A 24,556-nucleotide genomic window follows, 5' to 3' on the forward strand; every position below is an offset into this window, starting at 1 on the left:
AGAATGTTAATATGGCATGCTACCCGCAATCAATTAATCTTATCGGTGATAACTCTTCTCAAATACATCTTCAGGTTGCCGTGATAATTCTTATCGAGATTTTCTTTACTATCAAGGATAATAGAAAGTTCGCTTCTCTTGAAAAAGTCAAATTCATCAAATGATTTCAAAAGGTCGTAATATCTTTCGGCTAAAATATCTGCATAGCTATTTTGAGAATTAGCGTTTGCTTGCTCAGTATTATAGAATATAAAACAAGCTCCATCAAATAGTCTCTCGATTTTCCAAATGTCCGAATTATCAATTTCGCTTTTTAAAATCTCTAATTTATCCGATGTGATCATGTTATTTACATCGGCCTTTGCGGCCATCTCAAATGAAATAAATATTACAAACATATCTTTTGTATGATAGTCTGAATTAAATAACCAATTTGATATTTTCCGAAATAGCCCGATCTTTTCTCGCTTTGTTCTTAAATATTGTTCAAATTGTTGTTTGATAGCTGCTTGCTTAACGGAATCAAAATAGCTTTCATTACTACTAAACTCGTTCTGCTCATCCCAAAACTTGAATATTACATTAAGTCGCGGGCGTCTGTTTCCTTCCGGATCTACAAACATATCATACTCTATGTTGATCGGCCTTATCTGATAAGTGTCATTAATCCAATCCGCAAGAGATTTAAAATCCTCACCTATTGATGCCTTTCCCTGCAAGATCATCTTAGTTGAACTATATTCTTTATCAGTTTGGACTATCATTGAAGCTCATTTAATATCATTCCAAATTAGTATTTTATCATCAAATCATCTGCACATTTGCATATCTGCATATTTGCACATCAAATCGTACATTTGCCCGCATGAATATCCTGATCCTTGGTTCGGGTGGAAGGGAAAGTGCCTTCGCCTGGAAGATTGCCCAAAGCCCAAAATGCACTAACCTGTACATCGCCCCGGGCAATGCGGGTACCGGCGCGTATGGCACCAATGTAAACCTTAAGGTTACCGATTTTGAAGGTATTAAGGCTTTTGCTTTAGCTAACGATATTAACCTGGTGTTGGTTGGCCCCGAGGAGCCTTTGGTAAAAGGTATTCATGATTTCTTTTTGGCTGATGAACAGTTGAAGAATATCCCCGTTGTTGGTCCGCAGCAAGAGGCGGCGCAATTAGAGGGCAGCAAGGATTTTTCTAAAGAGTTTATGCAGCGCAACAACGTGCCTACAGCTGCGTCAAAAACCTTTACCCGCGATACTTTACAGGAAGGTATGGATTACCTGGCAACAGCCGGATTACCCATTGTACTAAAAGCCGACGGATTGGCTGCAGGTAAAGGTGTGTTGATATGCACAACCCTCGAAGAAGCCAAACAGGAGCTTAACGCCATGCTTGCCGAAGCTAAATTTGGCGATGCCAGCTCAAAAGTGGTGATTGAGCAATTTTTAACGGGCATCGAGCTTTCGGTATTTGTGATGACCGACGGCAATAGCTATAAAATTTTACCCGAAGCCAAAGACTACAAACGTATTGGCGAAGGTGATACCGGCTTAAATACCGGCGGTATGGGTTCTATTTCTCCCGTGCCTTTTGCTGATGAAGCATTTATGCAGAAAGTAGAGCAAAAGGTGATCATCCCTACGGTTGAGGGTCTGAAAAAAGAAGGCATCCCTTATAAAGGCTTTATCTTTATTGGCTTGATGAACACCAACGGCGAGCCATGGGTTATAGAATACAACTGCCGCATGGGCGACCCTGAGACGGAGAGCGTAATGCTGCGTATTGAAAGTGATTTTGTAGACCTGCTGCAAGGCGTAGCCGAAGGCACCCTGCACGAGAAAGAATTAACAATCTCCCCAAAAACTGCAGCTACGGTAGTATGTGTGGCAGGTGGTTACCCCGGTGAGTATTTGAAGAATAAAGCCATAGCAGGTATCGAGAACGTACGCGATTCGCATGTGTTCCATGCAGGCACTACCCAGGTTGGCGAAGAAGTACAGGCAACCGGCGGCCGCGTGTTGGCCATAAGCACCCTGCAGGATAATATGTTCACAGCCCTTCAACAAGCCACTGCCGATGCCAGCCGTATTTACTACGATGGCGTTTACTTTAGAAAAGATATTGGGTTTGATCTTCTTTAAGAAGTTCATTATGCTTCGCGTCATTGGGTCATTGGGTCATTGAAATAGCGCAGAAAATACAAGGGCAGGATTGATAAACAATCCTGCCCTTTTTATTTGCAGTATAATGACTCAATGACGCGCAGCCTGATTATATTTTCCCGAAAATCTCTTCCAGTTTATTTTCCAGATCCTGGCCGGTTAAGTTTTTGGCGATGATCTTGCCTTGCGGGTCTATCAGGAAGTTTTGCGGGATAGCACGTACAGCGTAAAGATCAGCAGTTTTGCTTTTCCAGAATTGCAGGTCAGATACCTGTGTCCAGGTTAAACCGTCTTTGTGGATAGCGCCTAACCATGCTGCTTTAGCATCCGGGCGATCTAACGATACGCCAAGAATGGTGAAGTTCTTAACTTTATATTTATTGAAAGCTTTAACCACGTTAGGGTTCTCATGACGGCAAGGGCCGCACCATGACGCCCAGAAATCTATCAGCAGATACTTACCGCGGAATGATGACAACGCTACAGTTTTACCAGCGGTATCTGCCTCGGCAAACTCCGGTGCAGTTGCACCAAGCGCTACGTTTTTAAGTTTCGGCAAAAGGGCACCAAACTCTTTACCGGTCTCGGTGGCTTTTATTTCCGGTGAAAGGCCGCTGTAAAGTTCGTTCAGTTCAGGATAATCAGCGCTGTAAGCGAATGATTGCAAAGCGCTGAGGCTTAAGTACGAACCGGGATGATCTTTAATGAATTTCTTGTTAATGGCAGATTCCTGCTTTTCTATCGCTTTCTCCTCTTTGGTTAAAGCTTCTTTCTGTGCATCAGTAGCGTTCTTTTGCTTTTCTTCCAACGCAGCGTAAGCATCGTTAACCGGTTTTAAAGCAACCTGCAGGTCGGCATTGTCTTTATTGGTTTTGGTACCCGTAATGGTAGCATTTTTTAAAGTATCGGGCGAGGTTACGGTAATAGTACCTGCTTCAAGGAAAACAGAATGGTAATCTTTCGATTTTTTCATCGCATCACCTTTCTGGTTCAGCAACAGGTAACCACTCATTGGGGTCGCGCCGGCATCACCGGTAAAAGTGAATTTGCCATCTTTCAATACAGTTGAATCTACGGCTATCTTGCCGTCTTTGCGGTATTGCAGGTATGCTTTTGCAGGGGCATTGATCTTGCCCAGTTGGCCTTGCACGGTAAATTTGCCGGTTTGGGCAAATGCAAGCGCCGGCAGCAAGGCTGCTGCACTTAGTAGTAGTTTTTTCATGTCAGTAAAGTTATGATTGCAATATGCGGTTAAAACCGCAAAAATCAAATCTTGCCTAAATATTTCTCTAACGCGGTATCCAGATCATCGCCACGAAGGTTCTTGGCTACGATCTTGCCCTGCGGATCTATCAGGAAGTTTGCAGGGATAGATTGTACATTATAAAGCTTTGCAGCCAGGTTATTCCAAAATTGAAGGTCTGATACTTGTGTCCAGGTGAGTCCATCATTTTTGATGGCAGCAAGCCATGCATCTTTACCGGTATTTTTATCAAGCGATACGCCCAGGATAGTAAAATTTTTGCCTTTGTATTTGTTGAAAAGCTTTACCACGTTAGGGTTTTCCTGGCGGCAAGGGCCACACCATGATGCCCAAAAATCGACCAATACATATTTACCGCGGAATGATGACAAGCTAACGGGTTTGCCGTTCACATCGTTCTGTGTAAAATCGGGCGCCAATGAGCCTATGGCGGTTATTTTTAACCCATCTAAGCCAGCCTTCATAGCACGGCCACCATCAGATTTTTTCAGATTATCTGATAAGCTGTTGAATAACGGCTCCAACTCGTTCACATCAGGCGATGGGCCACCGAAGCTTGATAGCGCCAATAAACTGATGTAGCTATCCGGGTGGCTGCTCACAAAATTCTTCAAAATACTTTTCTGCTCAGCCTGCAAAGATTTGTATTTGCCTTGCATGCTGTTTTGGAAAGCTGATGAGTGTTGCTGCTCCGCAGTTGCTTTTTGTGCTTCGGCAGATATGGCTTTAGCTTTTTCTGTTAAAGCCTGCAGCTGGCCTTTCAATGTTTTATTATCATCATTCAGTTGCGAGCCGGTGATATCCGCTTTAGCAGCCGAATCTTTTATGGCGATATTCATGTTGCCCTGCTCCAAAAAGAAAGCCAGGCCATCTGCTGTGGTAGACGGGCGGCCATCAGGGAAGTTAACATCTACATATTTAGCAAAACCAAGGTTCTTTCTGTCGAGGAATAGTGTAGCGGTCACCGGATCTGCAACGGCACCTTTAAAGGCAAAATCGCCGTTGGTTACGGTTGATGAATCGGTTACGTTGTTTGAGCCAACGTTATAAACCAGGTAAATTTTTGTATTGGCATCGGCATTGGCCACTTTGCCTTTTATAGAAAAATCTTTAGCGTTTTGCGCGAATGATAAGGCCGGCAACAACGCCAGTATCGGGAACAGTAATTTCTTCATTAAATATTAAAAACAGTTAAACGCCTAAAGCGCTGCTTAATTGCGGGTTAGTTTAATTTTTGATAGGTGCGCCACCACAGGTCGGGCATTTCGCCTGATGTTGCCGTGCGGTAATCTTCGTAACGACAAGGCACCAGATGGAAACGTTCGTTTTTTGAGCCGCCTGATGGGTATGGCACCTGCATCCACCAGCGGTCGCTTTTTTTGCTTTTCACAAAAACCAGTTCATGATCATCATGCGTTAAGCTGGTTTTGTAGATAAGGTATTGCGATTTGGGGTTGAGCGGAAAATCTTTCTTACGGTTATAAAAACCATCAATAAAATACCATATCATCTGCGACAGCAACATGGCCGTTTGCCCGTTGGTATCATAGGCCGGGTTAAACTCATAAAAACCTATCGAGCTTAGCTTATCATTAAAACCGGCATAGCGGCATATCTGGCAAGCCTCTTCACCATAAAAACCATTTGGTTTGGCGTTGGCATTGGCCGCTGCATCTGATGAGCGGATAGCGCCCATATCAAAGCTTAGCATATTAGCGTTGCGGATGATAGGTTCTGACACTTCCATTTTACCGGTCAATTCGCCCAGGCGATGTACATCAAAGTAAAGTTTGTCCATCACCCGCAAACTATCCTGACTGGCAAAATAAGTTTGGTAACCCATGTTGCTGTAGTTGAACAGGTAGTTAGGCTCGTGCAGGAAAATTTTGTTCAAGAAAGAGTTTGATGAGGTCTCGATGGTTTCCGGATGGATATCTTCTTCCAGATCAAACTGCGAATCGATCACCAGCAGATCAACCTTTTGTTCCAGGTGCTCATAACCGAGGTACTGGGCATAAGTTAAATCCTGCCCGCCGCCGATAATGATGGGAACGATGTCTTTCTTCATCAGTTCCTCAACCACGGCTTTTAATGCATAGTAAGTATCCACCACGGTTTCGCCACGGGCAATGTTACCCAGGTCTACTATTTTGGTGTTGTAGCTACCCTCGTGCAGCAAGTATAATTTCTCGCGCACATAATCGGGAGCTAAAGCACAGCCGGAGTTGTTAATAGCGTTACGATCTTCCTGCACACCAATGATGGCAATATCAACCTTGTCTTCCATCGATGGGAAATCAACCGAATAATGCTCTATCTTATCACCCAGCTGACTGGTGTAATAACCATTCTTAGGTGTTATCTTTTTGAGATCGATGGGTGTAAAAAAATCGGCTAAGGACATGTTGTTTTTGATGTGCAGGTGTGCAGATATGCAAATGTGCGGAAAAAAAAGATTTGCAGGTGTGCAAATGTGCAGATATGCAAATGAAATTCTAAAATCAGTCTGCAATATATGCATCTTTCCAATCTCCACATTTGCATATCTGCACATCCGCACATCAATTATATATCTGCACATCTAAAAATATCGCATATTTGAACCATGATTCTTGTAACCGGCGCAACGGGTTTTTTAGGTGCAGAAGTAGCAAAGGAGCTGGTGCTTCGGGGCAACACCATCAGGTGTACCAAAAGGGCATCATCAAAATTTCCTGCTATACTGCAGCCTTATGCCGCTCAAATTGATTGGGTTATTGCCGACCTGATGAATGAAGATTCGTTAATAGATGCATTGGATGGCGTTACGCAGGTTTATAACTGCGCTGCATTTGTATCCTTAAAAGCTGCCGATAAAGAGCCGATGATCCGTACCAATGTTAAAGGTACGGCTACCCTGGTTGACCTTTGCAACGACCGTGGCATCCGCATGGTGCACACCAGTTCGGTAGCCGCCGTTGGCGAAGCACCTGCCGGCGAACAGATCACGGAGAAACATCATCTTGACCCTACCACTGAAACCGACGGCTATGCCATATCAAAACTGGAAAGCGAGATGGAAGTATGGCGCGGTATTGCTGAAGGGCTTGATGCGGTTATTGTAAACCCTACCATCATTATAGGCGCCAGCGCAGGCACTGCAGGCAGCGGACAGATCTTTGACACCGTACGCAACGGACTTAAATACTATACTCGCGGTACCATTGGCTTTGTGGATGTGCAGGATGTGGCCAAATGTATGATTGCCCTGATGGAAACTGATATCAGCGGTGAGCGTTATATCATCAACGGCGGGAACCGTGCCTATAAGCAACTTTTTGAGGAGATAGCCAATTGCATGCACGTAAAAGCGCCTGCCAAACTGGCCAAACCATGGATGATGGAAGTTGCCTGGCGCGGAGCAGCATTCTGGGGTATGCTTACTGGCAGCGCCCCGGCAATTGATAAAACCAGCGCGCGTGCGGCATCGGTTACCCGTAATTTTGATAACAGCAAGATCAAAAAAGCCATCGGTTTTGAGTTTAGGCCGGTTAGCGATACCATCAAAGAGATCTGCCAATCTGCTTAACACCTGATGGATAAACTTAGGCAACATATCGAAAGGATAGTAGCGCTTACGGACGAGGAGTTTGCCTTTATTGCCCGACATTTCAGCAGCCGCAAGTACAAAAAGCACCAATACATTATACAGGAAGGCGACGAGGTAAAGTACCATTACTTTATACTAAAAGGCCTCACCAAACTGGTTTATACCGACGATACCGCCAAAGAGCATATCGTATCTTTTGCGATGGAAGACTGGTGGGAAAGCGATTTCCTGGCTTTTTATACCCAAACCAAAGCCACCATGGCACTGATATGCCTGGAAGACACCGAGGTGCTTTGCCTGAACTTGGAAGATTACAAAAAACTTTGCGACGGCCTGCAAAAAATGGAGCGTTTTATCCTGGAGAAAGCCAACTTTGGTTTTCTGGGTGCGCAGCGCCGTATCATCTCCCTGCTTACTTCAAACGCCAAAGAGCGTTACGAGCAATTAATCAAACTATACCCAAACTTGGTTCAGCGTGTGCCTAAAGCGCAGTTAGCTGCTTACCTCGGTGTTTCGCGCGAGACATTGAGCCGTTTGAACCAATAGTGTGATGTACCTCACATGATAATCATGAGGTAGGTCAACGCCGTATCCCACTTCAACCCGCCAACTTTGCATTGTAAAATTTAATTCAATGGAAAAAAGGATCATCAACCCATGGCAATGGCAAAACGAGCGCAGCTACGCGCAAGCCGTTGAAGTAAAACAAATACAAAGCACCCTATACGTATCAGGCCAAACCGCCATCAGCGCCGATGGCATCTCCAGCGATGCGGATATGAAAACCCAGTTAACCGAAGCAATTGCCAACCTGGAGGAGGTTATCACCCAAGCCGGTTACGATTGCAGCGGCATAGTGCGCCTTAATGTTTATACCACAGCAACACACAAGCTTTGGCCGCATTTCAATATCCTGCAAGAGTGGATAGCCAAACACGGCATACAGCAGGCCACTACTTTGTTAGAAGTGGTGAGTTTATTTGAAACTTTAAAAGTGGAATTGGAAGCAACGGTGGTGAAGTAAGCAAAAAATCCGAATGTCATTTCGAACGAGGTACGAGGAGAAATCCTGTTATCAATGCTAAGCAATCTGCTTGCTTTATCTAACAGGATTTCTCCTCGCTGTCGCTCGTTCGAAATGACAGACTATATTTTACTTGTATTCTTGCTCTGTATAGTTCGGAGATTGCTTCGTTCCTCGCAATGACGTTTTTGAATAGAGATTATCCCCTCAACTTCAACAACACCACATTCTCAACGTGTTGTGTGTGCGGGAACATATCTACCGGTTGTATTTTAACGGTATCGTATTTTTCTTTCAGTATCAGCAGGTCGCGAGCCTGGGTGGCGGCGTTGCAACTTACGTACACAATCTTTTCGGCTTCAATTTCCATAAGGCGGGCAACCACGTCGGCATGCATACCGGCACGTGGCGGGTCGGTAATGATCACATCCGGCTTGCCGTGTTCAGCAACAAACTCGGGCGTAAGCACATCCTTCATATCACCGGCGTAGAATTTGGTATTGGTAATATTATTGATCTGCGAGTTCACTTTCGCATCTTCAATTGCAGATGGTACATACTCCACACCTACCACCTCGCGCACATGACCTGCCACAAAGTTGGCAATGGTACCGGCACCGGTGTAAAGGTCATAGATCAGTTCATCGCCTTTAAAATTGGCAAAATCGCGGGTTATCTCGTAAAGTTTTAGGGCTTGTATAGAGTTGGTTTGATAGAATGATTTTGGGCCAACGCGGAAACGTACCACTTTGCCATTTGCTGTCGGCATTTCCTCGTGGATAAATTCGGGGCCTTTCCATGCTTTTACTTCTTGGTCAAAAATGGTATCGTTCATTTTTGTGTTGAGGATGTACAGCAGCGATGTAATTTGCGGGAAGGCAGCATCCACATAGTTCATTAGCAGGTTTATCTCATCCTGCGTAGCATGGGCAAACACCACAATTACCATTATCTCGCCGGTTGATGCCGTACGGATAATGAGATTACGCAGCGCGCCTGTATGTTGGCGAACATCATAATAGCTGATGCCGTTCTGTTTCGCAAACGTGTTGATGCTGTTACGCAGATCGTTTGAAGGCTCGGTTTGCAGGTAACAGTGGTTAACATTCAGGATCTTATCAAAACGGCCGGGGATGTGGAAACCCAGGGCATTCATATCCAGCTTCTCGTCGTCGCGGCTTTCGCCTTCGTACAACCAGCGCTTGTTTGAAAAAGTAAATTCCAATTTGTTGCGGTAGTACCTGTCGGCGGGAGATGGTACGATGGTATCCATGTGGCCAACTTCAATTTTAGCCAGGCGGGTTAGTGCGTCGCGTACCGCTTTTTGCTTGAATTGCAGCTGCGCATCGTAGGTCATGTGTTGCCACTTGCAGCCGCCGCAGGTACCAAAATGCTCACAGAAAGCAGGCGTACGGTGTTCTGAAGGCGTAATAAGTTTGGTGATCTTGGCCTCGCCGAAATTCTTTTTACTGCGATAAACTTCAACATCCGCTACATCGCCGGGAACGGCTTTCTCAATAAACAAAACCAACTCATCGGCTTTGCCTACACCTTTACCTTCTTCGGCAATATCAATAACGCTAACGTTCTCAAAAAACTTGGGCTTCTTTGCAGATCTACTCATCAGGCTGCAAAGGTACGTATTTTAAGATTTTTGCAAGGAAGCAGAATTCAGCTTTATAAATCCTCTAAAAAAGGACGGCCCGCCTTTCGATCCGTCCCTTGAAAGGGACGGCAATGAAAATAGTATTGGGTAATCAAATTCATTGCCGTCGACTTCAGTCGACGGAACACTATTTGTAAGCCCCGGCTTAAGCCTGATCAAATGAACAAGTTAAGCAGCTTTTGCCAAAAACCATCCACTTCAATATCCATCTCAATATCGAATTGCTTATCTATCAATTCTGAAAAGTCTTTTAATTCCTTACTCATGGCTGATATAATTTACTATGCAAACATAGTAAATTTATACCAAAAACCAAATTGGTATAGTGAATAAATTATTCTTTAATTTCTACATCAGAAGGGATTATGGTATAGAGTTTATAAATTAATGAGCCCCCTGCTATACAAATACCATTCGCGGCAAGTAGTTCTATCATCGTTATATTCAACTCAAACGGACTATCCGAAAGCAGCCATACCGGAATTAATATGGTAAGTACGGTTAACACCACCCCGGTAGCGGCAACAGCGTATTTTAATTGCTGTATATTCTTAATAACCGATACTAACACCTTGATCAAACGATAGAAAATTATCCACGTAATAAAGGAGCTCATACCGCTAAAAATAACGATATAAGGATAATAAGAAAGAGCATCGTCGAAACCCCTTGAAACCGACCGTTGTACAATCCCTTCAATAAGGAAGCATATTACAGGGGCCAGCAAAACGCTGGTTAGCCACACTTCCAAACTATAGCTAAATTCACGAAAACGGACCGTCATTCTTAATTTCTTAAAAGGCGCCCCGCTAATGGCTAACGGGGACACCTTGGTGATTGGTTTAGGCAAACTCTACAACTAAAGGCGCAGTAATGGCCTTTACGGTTTTATAATATTTATAGCGCATTTTATGCACATAACGTTCAAATGTCAACCCGCCGGCTTTGAACAGGCGTTTATGACCGAACCATACCAGCGCCGATACCCCATAGAAGAACCAGCGGTACACCACTTTGCGCCAAGCCTTTGAAAAAGCACTTTTGTTCTCAAAGATGATGGCCAGCCGCTCCGTCTGGAAAGCGATGTGCGGGGCTTCGTCTATCAGAATATCGGTGCAGATCTGTTTCAGCAGCCGGCATTGGGTAGCATCTTTCAGTGCCTGGTAAAAGATCTGGGCGGTGCTTTCTACCACAATAACGGCCAGCGTCCAGATCTCCATGCTGGTGTTCAGGTAACGCACCTTTCTGAACAGCGAATCGCCCCAATCTTTTTTTATCCGCTGCTCGCCTATCTTATCAATGTAGCGACCAAGATTGTTACCATGTTTCTGCTCCTCTTTAATAAACAGGCGCACAGCATTCACATAATCAGGATCGCCCAGGGCGTAGGCATATTTGGTTGATGCCGCAATGAGGTGTTCTCCTTCTGATGTTTCGCCGAGCTGCCAGGCTTGTAATGATGGCAGTATTTCGGCTATCTCATCTTTGGTGATGGTTGGGGCTAAAGTCCAGTTTACTCTTTGGTGGCGGGCATTCTCCCTGAAATGCCTTATCCAGTAATCGCTTGTATGCATAGGTGTGATGTTATTAATGTTTATCCCAGTTAATTTTTCGAGAAAAGTACATCAGCAGGGCAACGATGATGAACAAGGCGATACTGCCGATCATCAGCGCCAGGTCTTCCAATTGAATGATCACGAAAATGAAGATGTAGATGATGGACAGGATAAGCGCGAACAAGCCCGCCGCTGCTTTATTCTTCAACAACGAAGCAATGAATACCGATACCAGCCCAATGGTTGCGGCTGAGGCGATGAGATAAGCGAAGTTATACCCTATCTGCTCTGAGAATGACAACAACAGCGTATAATAAATAACCATTGCCGCGCCGATAAGCACATAGTTAAACGGATGCACCCTTTGCTTGCGGATCACCTCGGTAAGGAACAACGATACAAACGTGAGTAGCACTATCAGGATGGCGTATTTACTGGTGCGGGTAATTTTCTGATACTGATCAACCGGCAAGCGGAGCTTTACCCCAAAGGATGCATTTTCAAGCTTTTTATCATCGTTCAGTACGTTATTGTCAACCACCCATTGTTGCGGGTACGGGCGATTATAGTACAGCATGCGCCAGTTGGCTTTAAAGCCGGCAGTATCCATGTGGCGCTCATCGGGCAGGTAGCGGCCATCAAAACTTGGCGAGCTCCAGTTACCTTTTACCGATACATCGGTGGTTTTGCCGAGGTGCATAAAATGCATTTCCTGGCTGCCTTTAAGGTCGAGCGTAAAATCGAAAGTAAAACCGGCTTCTTTAACCGTAGCAAGGTTGATGTTGGTTTGCAGGCCGCCATCAAAAACCGGATGAGCGTTGAACGATGGTTCGGCGGTGAGGTGCTGGCCGGCGGCGTTTATTATGGGGTTATTCTTTAAACCTTTCAGGTCTGATATACTGAACTCTATACGGGCCTTGTCCCAAACCAGCTGATCTGGAGTTAGTGACAACGCAGCCAGATCGGGCTTACCAAAGTTACCGCTTACTTTAACTGACGAGTTGTACACCACAGCCTCAAACATACCCCGGTGCAGCTTATCTGTTTTCACAGCTGCATCCATTTTCAGGTTCTCGGGCAACAAATAAAGGTTCTCAATTATCTCTTTATCGAACTCCTTTTTATCGCCATCGATAGCTTTTACGATACGCTTGTAGGGCACCACCAGTACCGGGCCCTTAATAGTTTGCTCTCCCGACCAGCTATCGGCAATTTCCTTTACCACTTCTGACTGGCGGGCGGCGCGCTCAAATATCAGGTCGTTGATCAATGCCGATGGTATCAATAGTACCAGTATCAAAAAGCCAATAAAAACCAGCTTAACTGTAACCGACTCCTGGAGCCAGTTCATGAATCCCCTAAAGGGTGATATTTGTTCTTCAATCATATTTAAAAGTACTTTGCATTTCAAAGTTAATAGGCAAAAAAAATAGCCTGTTCTATTTCTGCTGTTTAATAATTTGCTCCAGCGCATCCAGGTGCTGCTTAAACGCAAGCTTTCCCTGCTCGCTGGCGGCGTAGTTGGTGTTAGGCTTTCGGCCTAAAAATGATTTATGCACGGTTATATATTGTTCTTTCTCTAAAGCCTTAAGGTGCGATGCCAGGTTACCGTCGGTAACATCCAGCAGCTCTTTAAGCGAGTTAAAGTCGTAGCGTTCGTTCACCACCAGTATGCTCATAATTTGCAAACGCAGGCGGTTCTCAAACGCTTTGTCGAGTTTTTCAAATGGAAGTTTCACCGGTCGTATTTAAAGTACATAATGCTGCCGTAAACAATATGCAGCAAACCAAACCCTATTACCCAAAATATTAAGCCGTAGCCCGGCATAATTGCGGCCAGCAAACCTAACAATATATCAGAGATCCCTAAATAGTGAATATCCTTAAAAGTGATGCTGCTGGCGCTTATCAAAGCCAAGCCGTAAAAGATAAGCGATGCCGGCGCTACCACCCCAAAATATCCGCGCCATATCAATATCAATATCAAAGCACCACCGGTAAACAATGGCACACACATGTTGTACAACAATTGCCTGCTGGTGCGGCCCCACACGTTTTGCCCGTTCTTTTTGGCTTTACGCAGGGTTAGGATAATTCCGGTTAGGATCGATGCAACTAAAACACCAAGCGCTATGCTTATCAGCATGATCAATCGCTCGGGCGAGGCAGGCGCATTCTCTATCACATATTCGCGATAGCTAAAGAAACCGCCGGTACCATAAACAATGGTATAAGCCCATGCCGCACCTATTAAAGCATAAATTCCTGCCAACACACCGCTAAGGCCGCTAAGCGAGATAAATTTTGATGAACGCTCCATCATACTGCGGATAGAGGTCAGGTCATTTTGAATATCGTTTTCTTTCACTTAAAAGTACTTTGATATTCAAAGTAAATAATTAAAAAGATAGCTTCCAAATATTTTCTTTAAAAGATTGAATGAGCTTAGCAAACATTTCAATTCCCAAACCATTTAATGCTGTTATGAGCTGGAATGAAGTATTTTTAAAAGATCTCGATTTCAAATTTGCCATTGAAATCATTGTTCGGACACTGATCATGTTCACACTCATCCTCATCATCTTGCGCCTTACCGGTAAAAAAGGCATCAGGCAGCTTTCTATATTCGAGGTGGCTATCATCATCGGTTTCGGTTCTGCTGCCGGCGACCCGATGTTTACCAAAGATATAGCCATTGTACCATCAGTTATCGTATTGGTTACCATCTTGCTTTTATACAGGGGCATTACCTGGCTGGCCTGCCGCAGCGAAAAGTTTGAATCCATTTTAGAAGGCGACCCGCAATATGTGATAGAAGACGGACAGTTTGTTTTGGATAATGAAGACCTCACATTTGCTAAAGATGAATTCCTGGCCGAGCTGAGGCAGCAAAGTATTGAGCATTTGGGCCAGGTGCGTATAGCCGTATTGGAAACTAATGGTACAGTAAGCTTCTTTTATTATGCTGATGATGAGGTAAAACCTGGCATGCCAGTGCTCCCCAAAGTTTATGCACAAAAAAGCGCCATAATTAAAGCTGAAGGAGAATATGCATGCACCTATTGCGGCAATGTGGAACATATTAATGCCGAGACCCACACCTGCAAGCGCTGCCATAAACATGAATGGCTTAAGGCTATTAAAACTTTGAGGATTACTTAAACCTGTATCGCCGCCTTCACCAGGTAAGGCAATATCTCTTTCTGGAAAGACACGAAATTTTTGCGCACGTCGCTGTCGCTTACCGAGGTAAATGCAAAGCTGAACACGATGTTCTTGCTACATTTGATCAGGAAACGGATACGCTGCTGATAATTTTCGCTCGGGCGGATGCCGGGGCCCTGGGTAAAGGAATGTACCAGCAGTTCTTCCAGTTCATTTGAAAGGTTCTTCAGAAACTCCTGCGAGTTGGTACTCTCGCGGATAAAATCCCAACCAATAAATTCGTTGCAGACTGTGTATGATAAACGGCAGGTTTTCATGATGAGGTTACTTAGGTGCGTCTCCTCGTCAACCTCGGCTGTGGTAGCCAAAAGTTCATCTACACTTACTTTGATGTACTCCATCAGCAGCACGTGCAGCACTTCCTCTTTGCTGTTGAAGTACTTGTATATGGTGGCCTTGGCTATCTTGGCCCGTTTGGCAATTTCGTTTACACTTGTTTTGTGATACCCGAATTTACGGAACAGATCCTGCGCGGCACGCTTAATACTATCTTTAATTTTGTCTGCTTCCATTAATCAGTTTGAAACAAATATCTCAAATTGCGTGGTATTTACAAGGTATGAGCGCAGGTATTTGCTTGCAGGGGCCTTTACGGGGCTACCATCGTCTAAAGAAAACTTTGATCCGCTGCAGGGGTCGGTAACGGTAAGGCCGTTGTCATCAAGGTTTACGGCACACAATTTTTCGGGCTGATAGCTGCTACAACGATCGTATGCAATGTAAGCTCCATCAAACCTGCGATAGATAATGATACCGGCCACCCCCACGCCGGATATGGTAACCGCCCCGCCGGCAGCAGTAAGTGCCTGTACCCGCGGGTCGGTTTTTGTTATCCTGAAGTTTACCGGCACACTGGGTACCACGCTGTCGGTTTTACCGCATGAGAAAAATAAGATGCTTGTTAAAACCAGTAGCAGCGCTTTCTTCATCTATATAATATCCGTTTGAAACTGTTTCAAGAAACGCACGTCGTTCTCAGAGAACAAACGCAGGTCGCGGATCACGTACTTTAAGTTGGTGATACGCTCTATACCCATACCAAAAGCAAAACCGGTGTATTTCTTACTGTCGATACCGCAGTTCTCTAACACATTAGGGTCAACCATACCGCAGCCTAATATTTCTACCCAGCCGGTGTATTTACACATGTTACAGCCATCGCCTTTACAAATGGTACATGAGATATCCATTTCTGCAGATGGCTCGGTGAACGGGAAGTACGACGGGCGGAAACGCACCTTGGTACCCTCGCCGTAAAGCTCTTGTACAAAGTGGAAAAGCGTTTGCTTCAAGTCAGAGAAAGATACATTCTCATCCACATACAAGCCCTCTACCTGGTGGAAGAAACAATGTGCGCGTGCAGAGATTGCCTCATTACGGTAAACACGGCCCGGCATGATAGCGCGGAACGGTGGCTTGCCGCTCTCCATCATACGTACCTGTACCGATGAGGTATGGGTACGCAAAGCAATATCATCACTGCCATCGCCTTTACGGATAAAGAAGGTATCCTGCATATCACGCGCAGGGTGTTCCTGCGGGAAGTTAAGCGCCGAGAAGTTATGCCAATCGTCCTCAATCTCAGGGCCTTCGGCCACAACGAAACCAAGACGTTTGAAGATATCGATGATCTCGTTACGTACCAGCGACAGCGGGTGGCGCGAGCCTACTTCAAAACCATCGCCAGGTAAAGTCAAATCAAGTCCTAAGTCTTGAGTTTTAAGTCCGGAGTCTAAGCCTTCTTTCAGCTCGGCATATTTTGCCTCGGCCATTTGCTTAAACTGGTTAAGCACTTTACCAAAAACACGTTTCTCTTCGGGGCCAACGGTTTTAAATTCCTCAAAAAGGTCTTTTATCAATCCCTTTGTACCCAAAAACTTTATGCGGAATGCTTCCAACTCATCGGCATTAGCCGGCGAAAAAGCATTTATCTCGGCCGTATATTGATCTATTTTTTCTTGCATTACTCAGCTTACAAAATATTGTAACTACAAATATAACACGTAATTATTTAAGTACACCCAATTCCTTACCTACTTTGGTAAAGGCTGCTATCGCTTTATCCAAGTGAGCTACATCATGCGCAGCAGAAATTTGCACACGAATACGCGCTTTGCCCTGCGGAACTACCGGATAATAGAAACCGATAACATAAATGCCTTCATCTAACATCTTAGCGGCAAACTCCTGGGCCAGTTTGGCATCGTACAGCATTACCGGAACTATCGGGTGCACGCCTGGTTTAATATCAAACCCCGCAGCGGTCATCTTCTCGCGGAAGTATTTGGTATTGCTTTCCAGTTTATCGCGCAGATCAGTGGTTTCGCTCAGCATATCCAGCACGGCAATTGATGCACCGGTGATAGCCGGGGCCAGTGTATTACTGAACAAATATGGACGTGAGCGCTGGCGCAGCATATCGATGATCTCTTTACGGCCCGATGTAAATCCGCCCGATGCACCACCCAAAGCTTTACCCAATGTACCGGTAATAATATCAATTTTACCCATTACATTGTGGTGTTCATGCGTACCGCGGCCGGTTTTGCCCATAAAGCCGCTGCAATGGCTTTCATCTATCATCACCAAAGCATTGTACTGCTCTGCAAGGGCACAAATTTTATCAAGCTGTGCAATGGTACCATCCATAGAGAAAGCGCCATCAGTAACAATGATACGGTGGCGAAGATCTTGCGTGGCTTTTAGCTGCTCTTCCAGGTCGGCCATGTCATCGTGTTTGTAGCGTTTGCGCTGCGCTTTACAAAGGCGCACGCCATCTATAATAGAAGCGTGGTTCAACTCATCAGATATGATAGCATCCTGATCGTTAAACAAGGGCTCAAATACACCACCGTTTGCATCAAATGCTGCTGCGTACAGGATGGTATCTTCAGTACCTAAAAATTCAGAGATCTTTTGCTCCAGCTGTTTGTGGATATCCTGCGTACCGCAGATGAACCTTACTGATGAAAGGCCGTAACCATGCGTATCCATGGCATCTTTAGCAGCTTGTATCACTTTTGCATTGCCCGATAGGCCAAGGTAATTGTTGGCGCAAAAGTTAATCACTTCATTACCGCCCTGCACGGTGATATCCGCGCCCTGTGGTGAGGTAATAATACGTTCTTTTTTATATAGGCCAGCTGCTTCAATGTCAGCAAGTTCTTTCTGTAAAACCGGTTGCAGTGTATTGTACATAACAGATGTATTTTAAAAGCTCAAAATTAGGAATTACAGCGCACTTGATGGGTACAACCCGCGCTTTTAATATTTTATGTTACAAAACAAACATTTAACAGGCATTTAATATTATGTAGGGAAATCGCGCGTATGAGAAGATACTTACTACTACTGATGCTTAGCACCGTTGGCATGCTTGCTCATGCTCAGCAGTTTATGCTTAGCGGCCGCATTACCGGCAACAAAGGCGAACCGGTGTCTTTTACATCGGTTTACATACGCAATTCAACGTATGGTACCACTGCTAACGAACAGGGCCAATATCAATTCAAACTATCACCCGGCAACTATAATATCGTTTATCGTTTTGTGGGCTACCGCGAAAAAGTGGTACCCGTTACTATTGCAGATCATGATGAGCGCCTTAACGTAAAGCTGGATGAAGAGATCTTCAGTAAAGAAGATACGGCAACTTATAACCGCAAAACAGACCGCGGAATGGCCATTATGCAGCAGGTGCTCTCTAACCGCGAGCGCCACATGAACGAGTTTAAAACCTACACCTGCCAGGTTTATATAAAAGGTGTGCAGCGTTTAACCAAAGCGCCAAAATCACTAATGAGCAGCCCGGTGATAAAACAACTGGATCTGGATTCTGCAGGTCGTGGTATTTTGTACCAGTCAGAATCTATCTCGCAGTTTAACCTGCAGCGCCCTGATAAGTTTAAAGAGATCACCATCGCTTCAAAAAATACAGGCGGTAGTCCGGCTTTCAGTTATAATAAGGCGTCAGACCTTCAGCTTAATATCTACCAAAACATATTTTATGTAGAAGGTTTGCGCAGTCGCGGCTTTGTTTCGCCGGTGGCCGATAATGCTTTCCAGTATTACCGTTACAAGCTCGATGGTACAACGGTATCAAATAACCGCACCATACATAAAATTGCGGTACTGCCAAAATCAAACCGTTCATCAACCTTCAGGGGTTTCTTGTACATTGTTGATGGCGACTGGCGCGTGTACAGTGCCGACCTGTACCTTACCGAAGAAAATGACAATATTAACCTGATAGATACACTATCCATAAGCCAGCAATACATCCCTGTAAAGGATAGCGTTTGGCTGCCGGCATCTATCCAGTATGATTATAAGGGCTCTGTGCTCGGGTTCAAGTTTGCAGGCTATTATGTGGGCATCTATAACAATTACAAAATAGACCAGGAGTTTCCGGCAGGTTTCTTTAACGGCGAGGTATTAAAGGTTGATACTGCCGCCAACTCCAAACCATCCGGTTACTGGGATGCTACCCGCCCTGTGCCGCTAACCCCGCAGGAGACGCGCGATTATCATAAAAAAGACAGCCTGTTTGCTATACAACACTCCGACCCATACCTGGATTCGGTACAGTTAGAGAATAACAAATTTAGTCCGCTGAGTTATACCATTTTTGGGTATGAGGCCAAGAACCGCAAAACCAAAGAGTCGTTTTACGTGGCGCCTTTATACCTCTCATTCTTTTACAACACCGTTGAGGGTTGGGGTATTGATGAGCGGGTTAAGTACACCAAAAAGTATGATGATCTGAGGCAATTCAGTATCGAGCCGGTGTTCCATTATGGTTTCTCCAGCAAACTGGTAAGCCCTAATGTACATGCCGAATACTTGTTTGATCCCTGGAAACGCGGGCGCATTTTCACCAATTTTGGGGCCGAAGTGATGGACTTAAACAACGTAGGCACACGTTCATTATGGTTCAATACGTTGAGTTCTTTACTCTATGAGAACAACTATGTAAAATACTATCGCAACCAGTACGGCAACGTAGGTTATGAACGAGAACTGGCCAACGGTATCCTGTGGACATCGAGTTTAGAGTACTCAAGCCGCAGGCAGTTATACAACACATCGTACCAGCACATATTTGATTCAAAGGTACGCGAGTACACCTCTAACAACCCTTTAGAACCCGGTGCCCCGGCAGATGACAAATCGTTCCTGTTTCCCGAGCACCAGGCATTAACGTTTAAAACGTCGCTGGAATTTACTTTCGGGCAGCGTTACATCACCCGCCCCGATGGCCGCACGTTTGTGCCGTCAAGATATCCAAAGGTAGTTTTGAATTACCGAAAGGGTATAAACGGAGCATTCGGATCTGATGTGAATTATGATTTCGTGTCTATCGATATCAGCCAGGATCATATCCCCGTGGGTTTAACCGGTTACTCGTCGTTCAAGATCTCGGCTGGCGATTTCCTTAATCGCCGCAACGTGTACTTTATGGATTATAATCATTTCCTTGGTAACCAGGGTACCACGTTCGATCCTACTTATGTAGGCAGTTTCCACTTCCTGCCTTTCTATGAGTTTAGCACAAATGCAGCATTTTTAGAGGCGCATTATCAACATAACTTTGCAGGAGCACTATTTAGCCGCATACCATTTATGCGTAAGTTGAAGTTGGAAGAGATAGTAGGCGCCAACTACCTTACCGAGAAGTTTAACCAAAACTACTCGGAGCTTTATGTAGGCATCCAGCGCCTCTTTTTCCGCGTAGATTATGGTATCTCTTTCAGAGGGGATAAAAAGTATATACAAGGCTTCAGGATATTCTATGGTATTCGTTAGAGGTGAAAGGCGAAAGGTTGAAGATGCAAAACCTTTCGCCTTTTACCTTTAACCCAAAAACCTTATCTTTGCACCTCATTTAACACCGTTTGCAGCGGTATCAATGATCTTATGGCGAAGTATAACACACTACTGTACTATTGTTATTCAACAATAGAGAACGGCGAGCAATTTGCAGCCGATCATCTAAAATTTTGTAAAGAGCTTGGTTTAAACGGCCGCATTATTGTTGCCGATGAAGGTTTAAATGGCACCGTATCGGGCACGCCGGAGGCTTGTAAAGCTTACATGGATGCCGTATTGGCCGATGAACGTTTTGCTAAAACCGACTTTAAAGTTGACGAGGTTGACGAGCTATCATTTGTAAAAATGCACGTTCGTTATAAATCAGAAATTGTACACTCGGGCCTGCGCGATCCCAATATCATTAATCCGAACGAGCGTACCGGCATACACCTGGAGCCTAAGGATTTCATGGAAATGAAAGACCAGGACGATGTTATCGTACTGGATGTACGCTCAAATTACGAGCACTCGTTAGGTAAATTCAAAAACGCAGTTACGTTGGATATTGAAAACTTCCGCGATTTCCCGGCCATGATCAACGAGTTGGCGCAGTACAAGGACAAAAAGATATTGACCTATTGCACCGGCGGCATCAAATGCGAAAAGGCATCGGCCCTTTTACTGCACGAGGGTTTTGAAAATGTTTACCAATTGCACGGCGGCATCATTAAATACGGCAAAGAAGCCGGCGGCAAAGACTTTGATGGTAAGTGTTATGTGTTTGATAACCGCCTTTCTGTTGAGGTGAACAGCGTAAATCCCCAGGTGATATCAACTTGCCGCAACTGTGGTAAAACCACACCAAAAATGATCAACTGCGCCAACCCTGAGTGTAACGAACATTTCACCCAGTGCGATGAGTGCGGTGAGGCAATGGAAGGCTGTTGCAGCGATGCTTGCCAATCGCACCCGCGCAAGCGTGTATACGATGGCACGGGTTACTACGTTAAAGTACCGCAGCCCATCAATACAACCAAGAAGAATAAAGTTCAGCTTACTGACTGATAATAACATACAGAAAAGTACAGGGCTGCCTCAACAAAGGCAGCCTTTCTTTTTTATAGAGATCAAAAAACTATCTTTGTGTCTGTTTAACACATACGTTCTGTTTATGCCGAAACGCTTTTTGCTTTTTTGCTTCACCCTGTTTACTGTCCTATCAGCCCGTGCGGCTGATATTAAAAGCATTGGTGTGCCGTACGTGCAAAACTATACTAAGTTCCAGTACTTATCGGGCAACCAAAACTGGTCAATAACGCGCGATGAGCATGGTGTAATGTACTTTGGTAACGAGGGTTTGCTATCTTTTGATGGCCGGTACTGGAAACGCAACCGTATGCCAAATGGCCTTATTGTACGTGCCGTAGCTGCAGATGGCAAGGGCCGCATCTATGCCGGGGGCTTTGGTGAATTTGGTTACTGGGAAGCCGATAAGAAAGGTTTTCTGAAATACCATAGCCTTACGCCACTTATCCCGAAAGATACCCAACCTATAAAAGAAGAGATCTGGAAGATCTACGTATCAGGCAACAAAGTGTTGTTTGAAGCCTTTGGTGCTATATACACCTATGCCAATAACAAGATCACAATTGTACGCCCCGAGAAACCTTTCCTCTTCTTGTTTAAAACCGGCAACCGCTTTTTTGCAGAAGAAATTGGCGTGGGTTTATTTGAACTGAAGAATGATAAGCTGAGTCTTGTTCCTGGTGGTGCTCAACTGGGTAGCCGGGTTTTAACCATACTTCCGTTTGGTAGCGGTGGCAAACTTTTGATAGGTACCGCCAAAAACGGCTTGTTTATTTACGATGGTCAAACCATTACCCCCTGGCAAAACCAGGCCAACGATTTTTTTAAAGCCTACCAGTTAAATAACGGGTTGGTAATATCAGGCAAGTACTATGCATTTGGTACCATACTAAATGGGGTGGTGATAATGGATGCGGCAGGCAATGTGGTGCAGCACATCAACAAATCAAGCGGGTTGCAAAACAATACTGTTTTGAGCCTTTACCTGGATAACGAGCAAAACCTTTGGGCCGGGTTGGATAACGGTATCGACCGTATTGAACTTAACTCGCCCATGTACTTTTATTTTGATAAAACCGGGCGCTTTGGTACAGTCTACTCAAGTATCATCTTTAACAACAAAATTTATCTGGGTACCAACCAGGGGCTTTTTTACAGCGACTGGTTACCGGGTGCACCAAACAAATTATTACAATCATTCAATTTCCAGCTCATACCCGGTTCACAAGGCCAGGTATGGGAATTATCCCTGCATGATGGCCGCCTGCTGTGCAGTCATAACGATGGTACCTTCCAGGTAAATGGTAACACCATCACCAAAATATCAGCACTAAGCGGCGGCTGGACCATCAAAAAGTTCAATGATAACCAACTGATACAAGGCTGCTACAACGGATTGATCATCTATAAAAAAGATGCTGCCGGCAATTGGGTGCTTGATCATAGGATAGAAGGTTTTGCAGAACCATCGCGCCTGGTAGAGCAGGACAGCAAAGGCCAGCTTTGGGTTAGCCATGCTTATAAAGGCGTATACAAAGTGGTTCTTTCGGCTGATAAAAAGCGTGTAGTATCGCAAAAGTTTTATGACAAGAAGTCGGGTTTGCCTGATAGTTATAATGTGGGTGTATTTAACCTGGATAACCGTATCGTTTTCTCGTCAGATTCGGGATTTTATGTGTACGATGATATTACCGATAAATTCTACAAGTACCAGCAACTGAATAAAATGCTCAATACCTTTTCGTCATCAAACAAGGTAATTGCAGCAATCGGCAAAAAATATTGGTTTATTAACCATGGGCGCGTAGCACTGGCAGACCTGGCAACGCCCGGTAAATTGCACATCGACTCTAACCGGTTCAGTATGCTGAACGGGCAGATGGTGCAAAACTATGAGAACATCAGCCTGATAAACAACCTCATTTATTTGATAAGTGTTGATGATGGCTTTGTGATTTTGAACGACCGTGATGCTATTGCCCAAAGCAAAGAACGTTTACCGGCTGTGTTGATAAGACAGGTAGAGAACATTACCGATAAAACCCAACTTATCACTGAAATGGGAAATGGCGATGAGGTGGAAAGCATTCCCTACGCAGAGAATAATGTGCGTATTTCCTTTTCGCTCCCATACTACAGGCAGGCCCGGGTACGATACCAGTATTACCTGGAAGGTTACTCAAAGCAATGGAGCGAGTGGACCACCACCAGTGTGAAAGAGTTTATGAACCTCAGCGCGGGTACATACGTGTTTAAATTGCGCGCCAAGATAAATGATGAGAACCTTACCGGTGTTACTACCTACTCTTTTGAGATAGCATCACCATGGTACGCCGGTAAACTGGCTTATGTGTGCTACGTATTGCTGCTGGTATTGGCCTATTACGTTGTTAGCCGCTATTATGCCGAAAAGCTTAAGCGTCATCAGGCCGAAATACAGGATAAACTAAAGCGCGAACATGAGGAATATTTGCGCCGGGAAGCATTTGTAAACGAGCAGCAGATAGTGACCATAAAAAATGAGCAGCTACAGGCCGATCTTGCCAGCAAAAGCCGCGAGCTGGCCAATTCTGCTATGAACATTGTTTATAAGAATGAATTACTGCAAAAAATAAGCGAAGAGTTGGGTAGTTTAAAAGACCGTGAGGGTAAACGCCTGCCCGAAGAACAACTGAAAAAGATCCATAAGGTTATTGATGAAGGCATGAATGATAACCGCGACTGGAACATTTTTGAGAACAGTTTTAACGAAGCGCATGAAAACTTTTTCAAGAAGTTGAAGCAAGACCACCCGGACCTGGTACCCAACGATCTGAAGCTTTGCGCCTACCTGCGCATGAACATGAGCAGTAAAGAAATGGCATCGTTACTAAATATATCATTGAGGGGTGTAGAGATACGCAGGTACCGCCTGCGCAAAAAGCTGAATCTGGAGCATGATAAGAATCTTACGGAGTTTCTCATGGAGCTTTAGCACTACATCATTACCTCACACCTACTTCTTAAAGCACCTGTTTGGCTACACCTGTGGTGTAGTATAAACAACCTGTCACAACACCAATTAACTAATTGTTTAACAGCGATTTATATTTTTACACCAAAGCACTTGAGAAAGTACTAAAGTTTTGATGTAATAATGTGAAGTCGCATAATTTGCTTACCACATTTTATCTA

At 44.6% G+C, this 24,556-nt stretch carries 22 protein-coding genes; 8 read left to right on the top strand and 14 right to left on the bottom strand.

Going from position 1 to position 24,556, the window contains the following annotated elements:
* Positions 1-29 precede the first annotated feature (29 nt).
* Positions 30-764: a hypothetical protein gene (locus D0C36_RS11715; RefSeq protein WP_117391818.1), complete on the bottom strand. Its 735-nt coding sequence runs from the start codon at positions 762-764 to the stop codon at positions 30-32.
* Between the two features lie 101 nt (positions 765-865).
* Between D0C36_RS11715 and purD the strand changes: the two genes are divergently transcribed.
* Entirely contained in the window at positions 866-2,140 is a 1,275-nt protein-coding gene (purD, locus tag D0C36_RS11720) for a phosphoribosylamine--glycine ligase (protein ID WP_117391819.1), read from the top strand.
* Between the two features lie 130 nt (positions 2,141-2,270).
* Here purD and D0C36_RS11725 read toward each other — a convergent pair whose 3' ends face one another.
* From D0C36_RS11725 to D0C36_RS11735, 3 genes are read right to left on the bottom strand one after another with little or no spacing between them, the layout of a single operon-like run.
* Positions 2,271-3,383 carry a TlpA disulfide reductase family protein gene (locus tag D0C36_RS11725; RefSeq protein WP_117391820.1) on the bottom strand — a complete coding sequence of 371 codons (1,113 nt, stop codon included), beginning with the start codon at positions 3,381-3,383 and terminating at the stop codon, positions 2,271-2,273.
* Between the two features lie 44 nt (positions 3,384-3,427).
* The gene (locus D0C36_RS11730; protein ID WP_117391821.1) at positions 3,428-4,600 is read right to left on the bottom strand and encodes a TlpA disulfide reductase family protein; all 1,173 of its coding nucleotides are present in this window, start codon (positions 4,598-4,600) and stop codon (positions 3,428-3,430) included.
* A gap of 47 nt (positions 4,601-4,647) precedes the next feature.
* Positions 4,648-5,829, bottom strand: a complete 1,182-nt coding sequence (locus D0C36_RS11735) for a formimidoylglutamase (RefSeq protein WP_117391822.1) — start codon at positions 5,827-5,829, stop codon at positions 4,648-4,650.
* Positions 5,830-6,030: 201 nt separating this feature from the next.
* Here D0C36_RS11735 and D0C36_RS11740 point away from each other — a divergent pair, with 201 nt between their 5' ends.
* From D0C36_RS11740 to D0C36_RS11750, 3 genes are all read left to right on the top strand, one after another.
* A complete protein-coding gene (locus tag D0C36_RS11740) occupies positions 6,031-6,993 on the top strand; it encodes an NAD-dependent epimerase/dehydratase family protein (protein WP_117391823.1) in 963 nt (320 codons plus the stop codon).
* A 6-nt stretch (positions 6,994-6,999) separates the two neighbouring features.
* Positions 7,000-7,560: a Crp/Fnr family transcriptional regulator gene (locus tag D0C36_RS11745; RefSeq protein ID WP_233524472.1), complete on the top strand. Its 561-nt coding sequence runs from the start codon at positions 7,000-7,002 to the stop codon at positions 7,558-7,560.
* A gap of 88 nt (positions 7,561-7,648) precedes the next feature.
* A complete protein-coding gene (locus D0C36_RS11750; protein ID WP_117391825.1) occupies positions 7,649-8,038 on the top strand; it encodes a RidA family protein in 390 nt (129 codons plus the stop codon).
* Between the two features lie 199 nt (positions 8,039-8,237).
* Here D0C36_RS11750 and rlmD read toward each other — a convergent pair whose 3' ends face one another.
* From rlmD to D0C36_RS11780, 6 genes are all read right to left on the bottom strand, one after another.
* Positions 8,238-9,662, bottom strand: a complete 1,425-nt coding sequence (gene rlmD / locus D0C36_RS11755; RefSeq protein ID WP_117391826.1) for a 23S rRNA (uracil(1939)-C(5))-methyltransferase RlmD — start codon at positions 9,660-9,662, stop codon at positions 8,238-8,240.
* A gap of 376 nt (positions 9,663-10,038) precedes the next feature.
* Positions 10,039-10,488 carry a hypothetical protein gene (locus D0C36_RS11760; protein ID WP_147321987.1) on the bottom strand — a complete coding sequence of 150 codons (450 nt, stop codon included), beginning with the start codon at positions 10,486-10,488 and terminating at the stop codon, positions 10,039-10,041.
* A gap of 58 nt (positions 10,489-10,546) precedes the next feature.
* Entirely contained in the window at positions 10,547-11,278 is a 732-nt protein-coding gene (locus tag D0C36_RS11765) for a ferritin-like domain-containing protein (RefSeq protein ID WP_117391828.1), read from the bottom strand.
* Positions 11,279-11,291: 13 nt separating this feature from the next.
* Positions 11,292-12,611: a cell envelope integrity protein CreD gene (gene creD, locus D0C36_RS11770; RefSeq protein WP_233524473.1), complete on the bottom strand. Its 1,320-nt coding sequence runs from the start codon at positions 12,609-12,611 to the stop codon at positions 11,292-11,294.
* A gap of 88 nt (positions 12,612-12,699) precedes the next feature.
* Positions 12,700-12,999, bottom strand: a complete 300-nt coding sequence (locus D0C36_RS11775; RefSeq protein ID WP_233524474.1) for a winged helix-turn-helix domain-containing protein — start codon at positions 12,997-12,999, stop codon at positions 12,700-12,702.
* Complete coding sequence (locus D0C36_RS11780; RefSeq protein ID WP_117391830.1) at positions 12,996-13,628, bottom strand: hypothetical protein; 633 nt, start codon at positions 13,626-13,628, stop codon at positions 12,996-12,998. The genes D0C36_RS11775 and D0C36_RS11780 overlap by 4 nt, the downstream gene beginning before the upstream one ends.
* Before the next feature lie 116 nt (positions 13,629-13,744).
* Between D0C36_RS11780 and D0C36_RS11785 the strand changes: the two genes are divergently transcribed.
* Positions 13,745-14,422 carry a DUF421 domain-containing protein gene (locus D0C36_RS11785; protein ID WP_117392735.1) on the top strand — a complete coding sequence of 226 codons (678 nt, stop codon included), beginning with the start codon at positions 13,745-13,747 and terminating at the stop codon, positions 14,420-14,422.
* Here the strand turns inward: D0C36_RS11785 and D0C36_RS11790 are convergent.
* From D0C36_RS11790 to kbl, 4 genes are read right to left on the bottom strand one after another with little or no spacing between them, the layout of a single operon-like run.
* Positions 14,419-14,997: a TetR/AcrR family transcriptional regulator gene (locus D0C36_RS11790; protein ID WP_117391831.1), complete on the bottom strand. Its 579-nt coding sequence runs from the start codon at positions 14,995-14,997 to the stop codon at positions 14,419-14,421. The genes D0C36_RS11785 and D0C36_RS11790 overlap by 4 nt on opposite strands.
* Before the next feature lie 3 nt (positions 14,998-15,000).
* Positions 15,001-15,414: a Rieske (2Fe-2S) protein gene (locus tag D0C36_RS11795; RefSeq protein ID WP_117391832.1), complete on the bottom strand. Its 414-nt coding sequence runs from the start codon at positions 15,412-15,414 to the stop codon at positions 15,001-15,003.
* Positions 15,415-16,449 carry a phenylalanine--tRNA ligase subunit alpha gene (pheS, locus tag D0C36_RS11800; protein WP_117391833.1) on the bottom strand — a complete coding sequence of 345 codons (1,035 nt, stop codon included), beginning with the start codon at positions 16,447-16,449 and terminating at the stop codon, positions 15,415-15,417. It abuts the gene before it with no gap.
* A 43-nt stretch (positions 16,450-16,492) separates the two neighbouring features.
* The gene (gene kbl, locus D0C36_RS11805) at positions 16,493-17,683 is read right to left on the bottom strand and encodes a glycine C-acetyltransferase (RefSeq protein WP_117391834.1); all 1,191 of its coding nucleotides are present in this window, start codon (positions 17,681-17,683) and stop codon (positions 16,493-16,495) included.
* A gap of 132 nt (positions 17,684-17,815) precedes the next feature.
* Between kbl and D0C36_RS11810 the strand changes: the two genes are divergently transcribed.
* The 3 genes from D0C36_RS11810 (at position 17,816) to D0C36_RS11820 (ending at position 24,356) form a co-directional block, all read left to right on the top strand.
* Positions 17,816-20,290: a DUF5686 family protein gene (locus tag D0C36_RS11810; RefSeq protein ID WP_117391835.1), complete on the top strand. Its 2,475-nt coding sequence runs from the start codon at positions 17,816-17,818 to the stop codon at positions 20,288-20,290.
* A gap of 111 nt (positions 20,291-20,401) precedes the next feature.
* A complete protein-coding gene (trhO, locus tag D0C36_RS11815) occupies positions 20,402-21,361 on the top strand; it encodes an oxygen-dependent tRNA uridine(34) hydroxylase TrhO (protein ID WP_117391836.1) in 960 nt (319 codons plus the stop codon).
* 106 nt (positions 21,362-21,467) lie between these two features.
* Positions 21,468-24,356 (top strand): triple tyrosine motif-containing protein, encoded by a 2,889-nt coding sequence (locus D0C36_RS11820; protein WP_117391837.1) that lies wholly within the window; start codon positions 21,468-21,470, stop codon positions 24,354-24,356.
* Positions 24,357-24,556: the final 200 nt, after the last annotated feature.

Source organism: Mucilaginibacter conchicola (genome assembly GCF_003432115.1).
In the GTDB taxonomy this organism is placed as follows: Bacteria; Bacteroidota; Bacteroidia; order Sphingobacteriales; family Sphingobacteriaceae; genus Mucilaginibacter; species Mucilaginibacter conchicola.

Bases quoted from the DNA above. Each gene is read 5' to 3' on its own strand.
- D0C36_RS11795 (WP_117391832.1), bottom strand. From the start codon at position 15,414: ATGAAGAAAGCGCTGCTACTGGTTTTAACAAGCATCTTATTTTTCTCA.
- D0C36_RS11750 (WP_117391825.1), top strand. From the start codon at position 7,649: ATGGAAAAAAGGATCATCAACCCATGGCAATGGCAAAACGAGCGCAGC.
- D0C36_RS11745 (WP_233524472.1), top strand. From the start codon at position 7,000: ATGGATAAACTTAGGCAACATATCGAAAGGATAGTAGCGCTTACGGAC.
- D0C36_RS11810 (WP_117391835.1), top strand. From the start codon at position 17,816: ATGAGAAGATACTTACTACTACTGATGCTTAGCACCGTTGGCATGCTT.
- pheS (WP_117391833.1), bottom strand. From the start codon at position 16,449: ATGCAAGAAAAAATAGATCAATATACGGCCGAGATAAATGCTTTTTCG.
- trhO (WP_117391836.1), top strand. From the start codon at position 20,402: ATGGCGAAGTATAACACACTACTGTACTATTGTTATTCAACAATAGAG.
- D0C36_RS11790 (WP_117391831.1), bottom strand. From the start codon at position 14,997: ATGGAAGCAGACAAAATTAAAGATAGTATTAAGCGTGCCGCGCAGGAT.
- D0C36_RS11785 (WP_117392735.1), top strand. From the start codon at position 13,745: ATGAGCTGGAATGAAGTATTTTTAAAAGATCTCGATTTCAAATTTGCC.
- D0C36_RS11820 (WP_117391837.1), top strand. From the start codon at position 21,468: ATGCCGAAACGCTTTTTGCTTTTTTGCTTCACCCTGTTTACTGTCCTA.
- creD (WP_233524473.1), bottom strand. From the start codon at position 12,611: ATGAACTGGCTCCAGGAGTCGGTTACAGTTAAGCTGGTTTTTATTGGC.
- D0C36_RS11765 (WP_117391828.1), bottom strand. From the start codon at position 11,278: ATGCATACAAGCGATTACTGGATAAGGCATTTCAGGGAGAATGCCCGC.
- purD (WP_117391819.1), top strand. From the start codon at position 866: ATGAATATCCTGATCCTTGGTTCGGGTGGAAGGGAAAGTGCCTTCGCC.
- rlmD (WP_117391826.1), bottom strand. From the start codon at position 9,662: ATGAGTAGATCTGCAAAGAAGCCCAAGTTTTTTGAGAACGTTAGCGTT.
- D0C36_RS11740 (WP_117391823.1), top strand. From the start codon at position 6,031: ATGATTCTTGTAACCGGCGCAACGGGTTTTTTAGGTGCAGAAGTAGCA.
- D0C36_RS11730 (WP_117391821.1), bottom strand. From the start codon at position 4,600: ATGAAGAAATTACTGTTCCCGATACTGGCGTTGTTGCCGGCCTTATCA.
- D0C36_RS11715 (WP_117391818.1), bottom strand. From the start codon at position 764: ATGATAGTCCAAACTGATAAAGAATATAGTTCAACTAAGATGATCTTG.
- D0C36_RS11760 (WP_147321987.1), bottom strand. From the start codon at position 10,488: ATGACGGTCCGTTTTCGTGAATTTAGCTATAGTTTGGAAGTGTGGCTA.
- kbl (WP_117391834.1), bottom strand. From the start codon at position 17,683: ATGTACAATACACTGCAACCGGTTTTACAGAAAGAACTTGCTGACATT.
- D0C36_RS11725 (WP_117391820.1), bottom strand. From the start codon at position 3,383: ATGAAAAAACTACTACTAAGTGCAGCAGCCTTGCTGCCGGCGCTTGCA.
- D0C36_RS11735 (WP_117391822.1), bottom strand. From the start codon at position 5,829: ATGTCCTTAGCCGATTTTTTTACACCCATCGATCTCAAAAAGATAACA.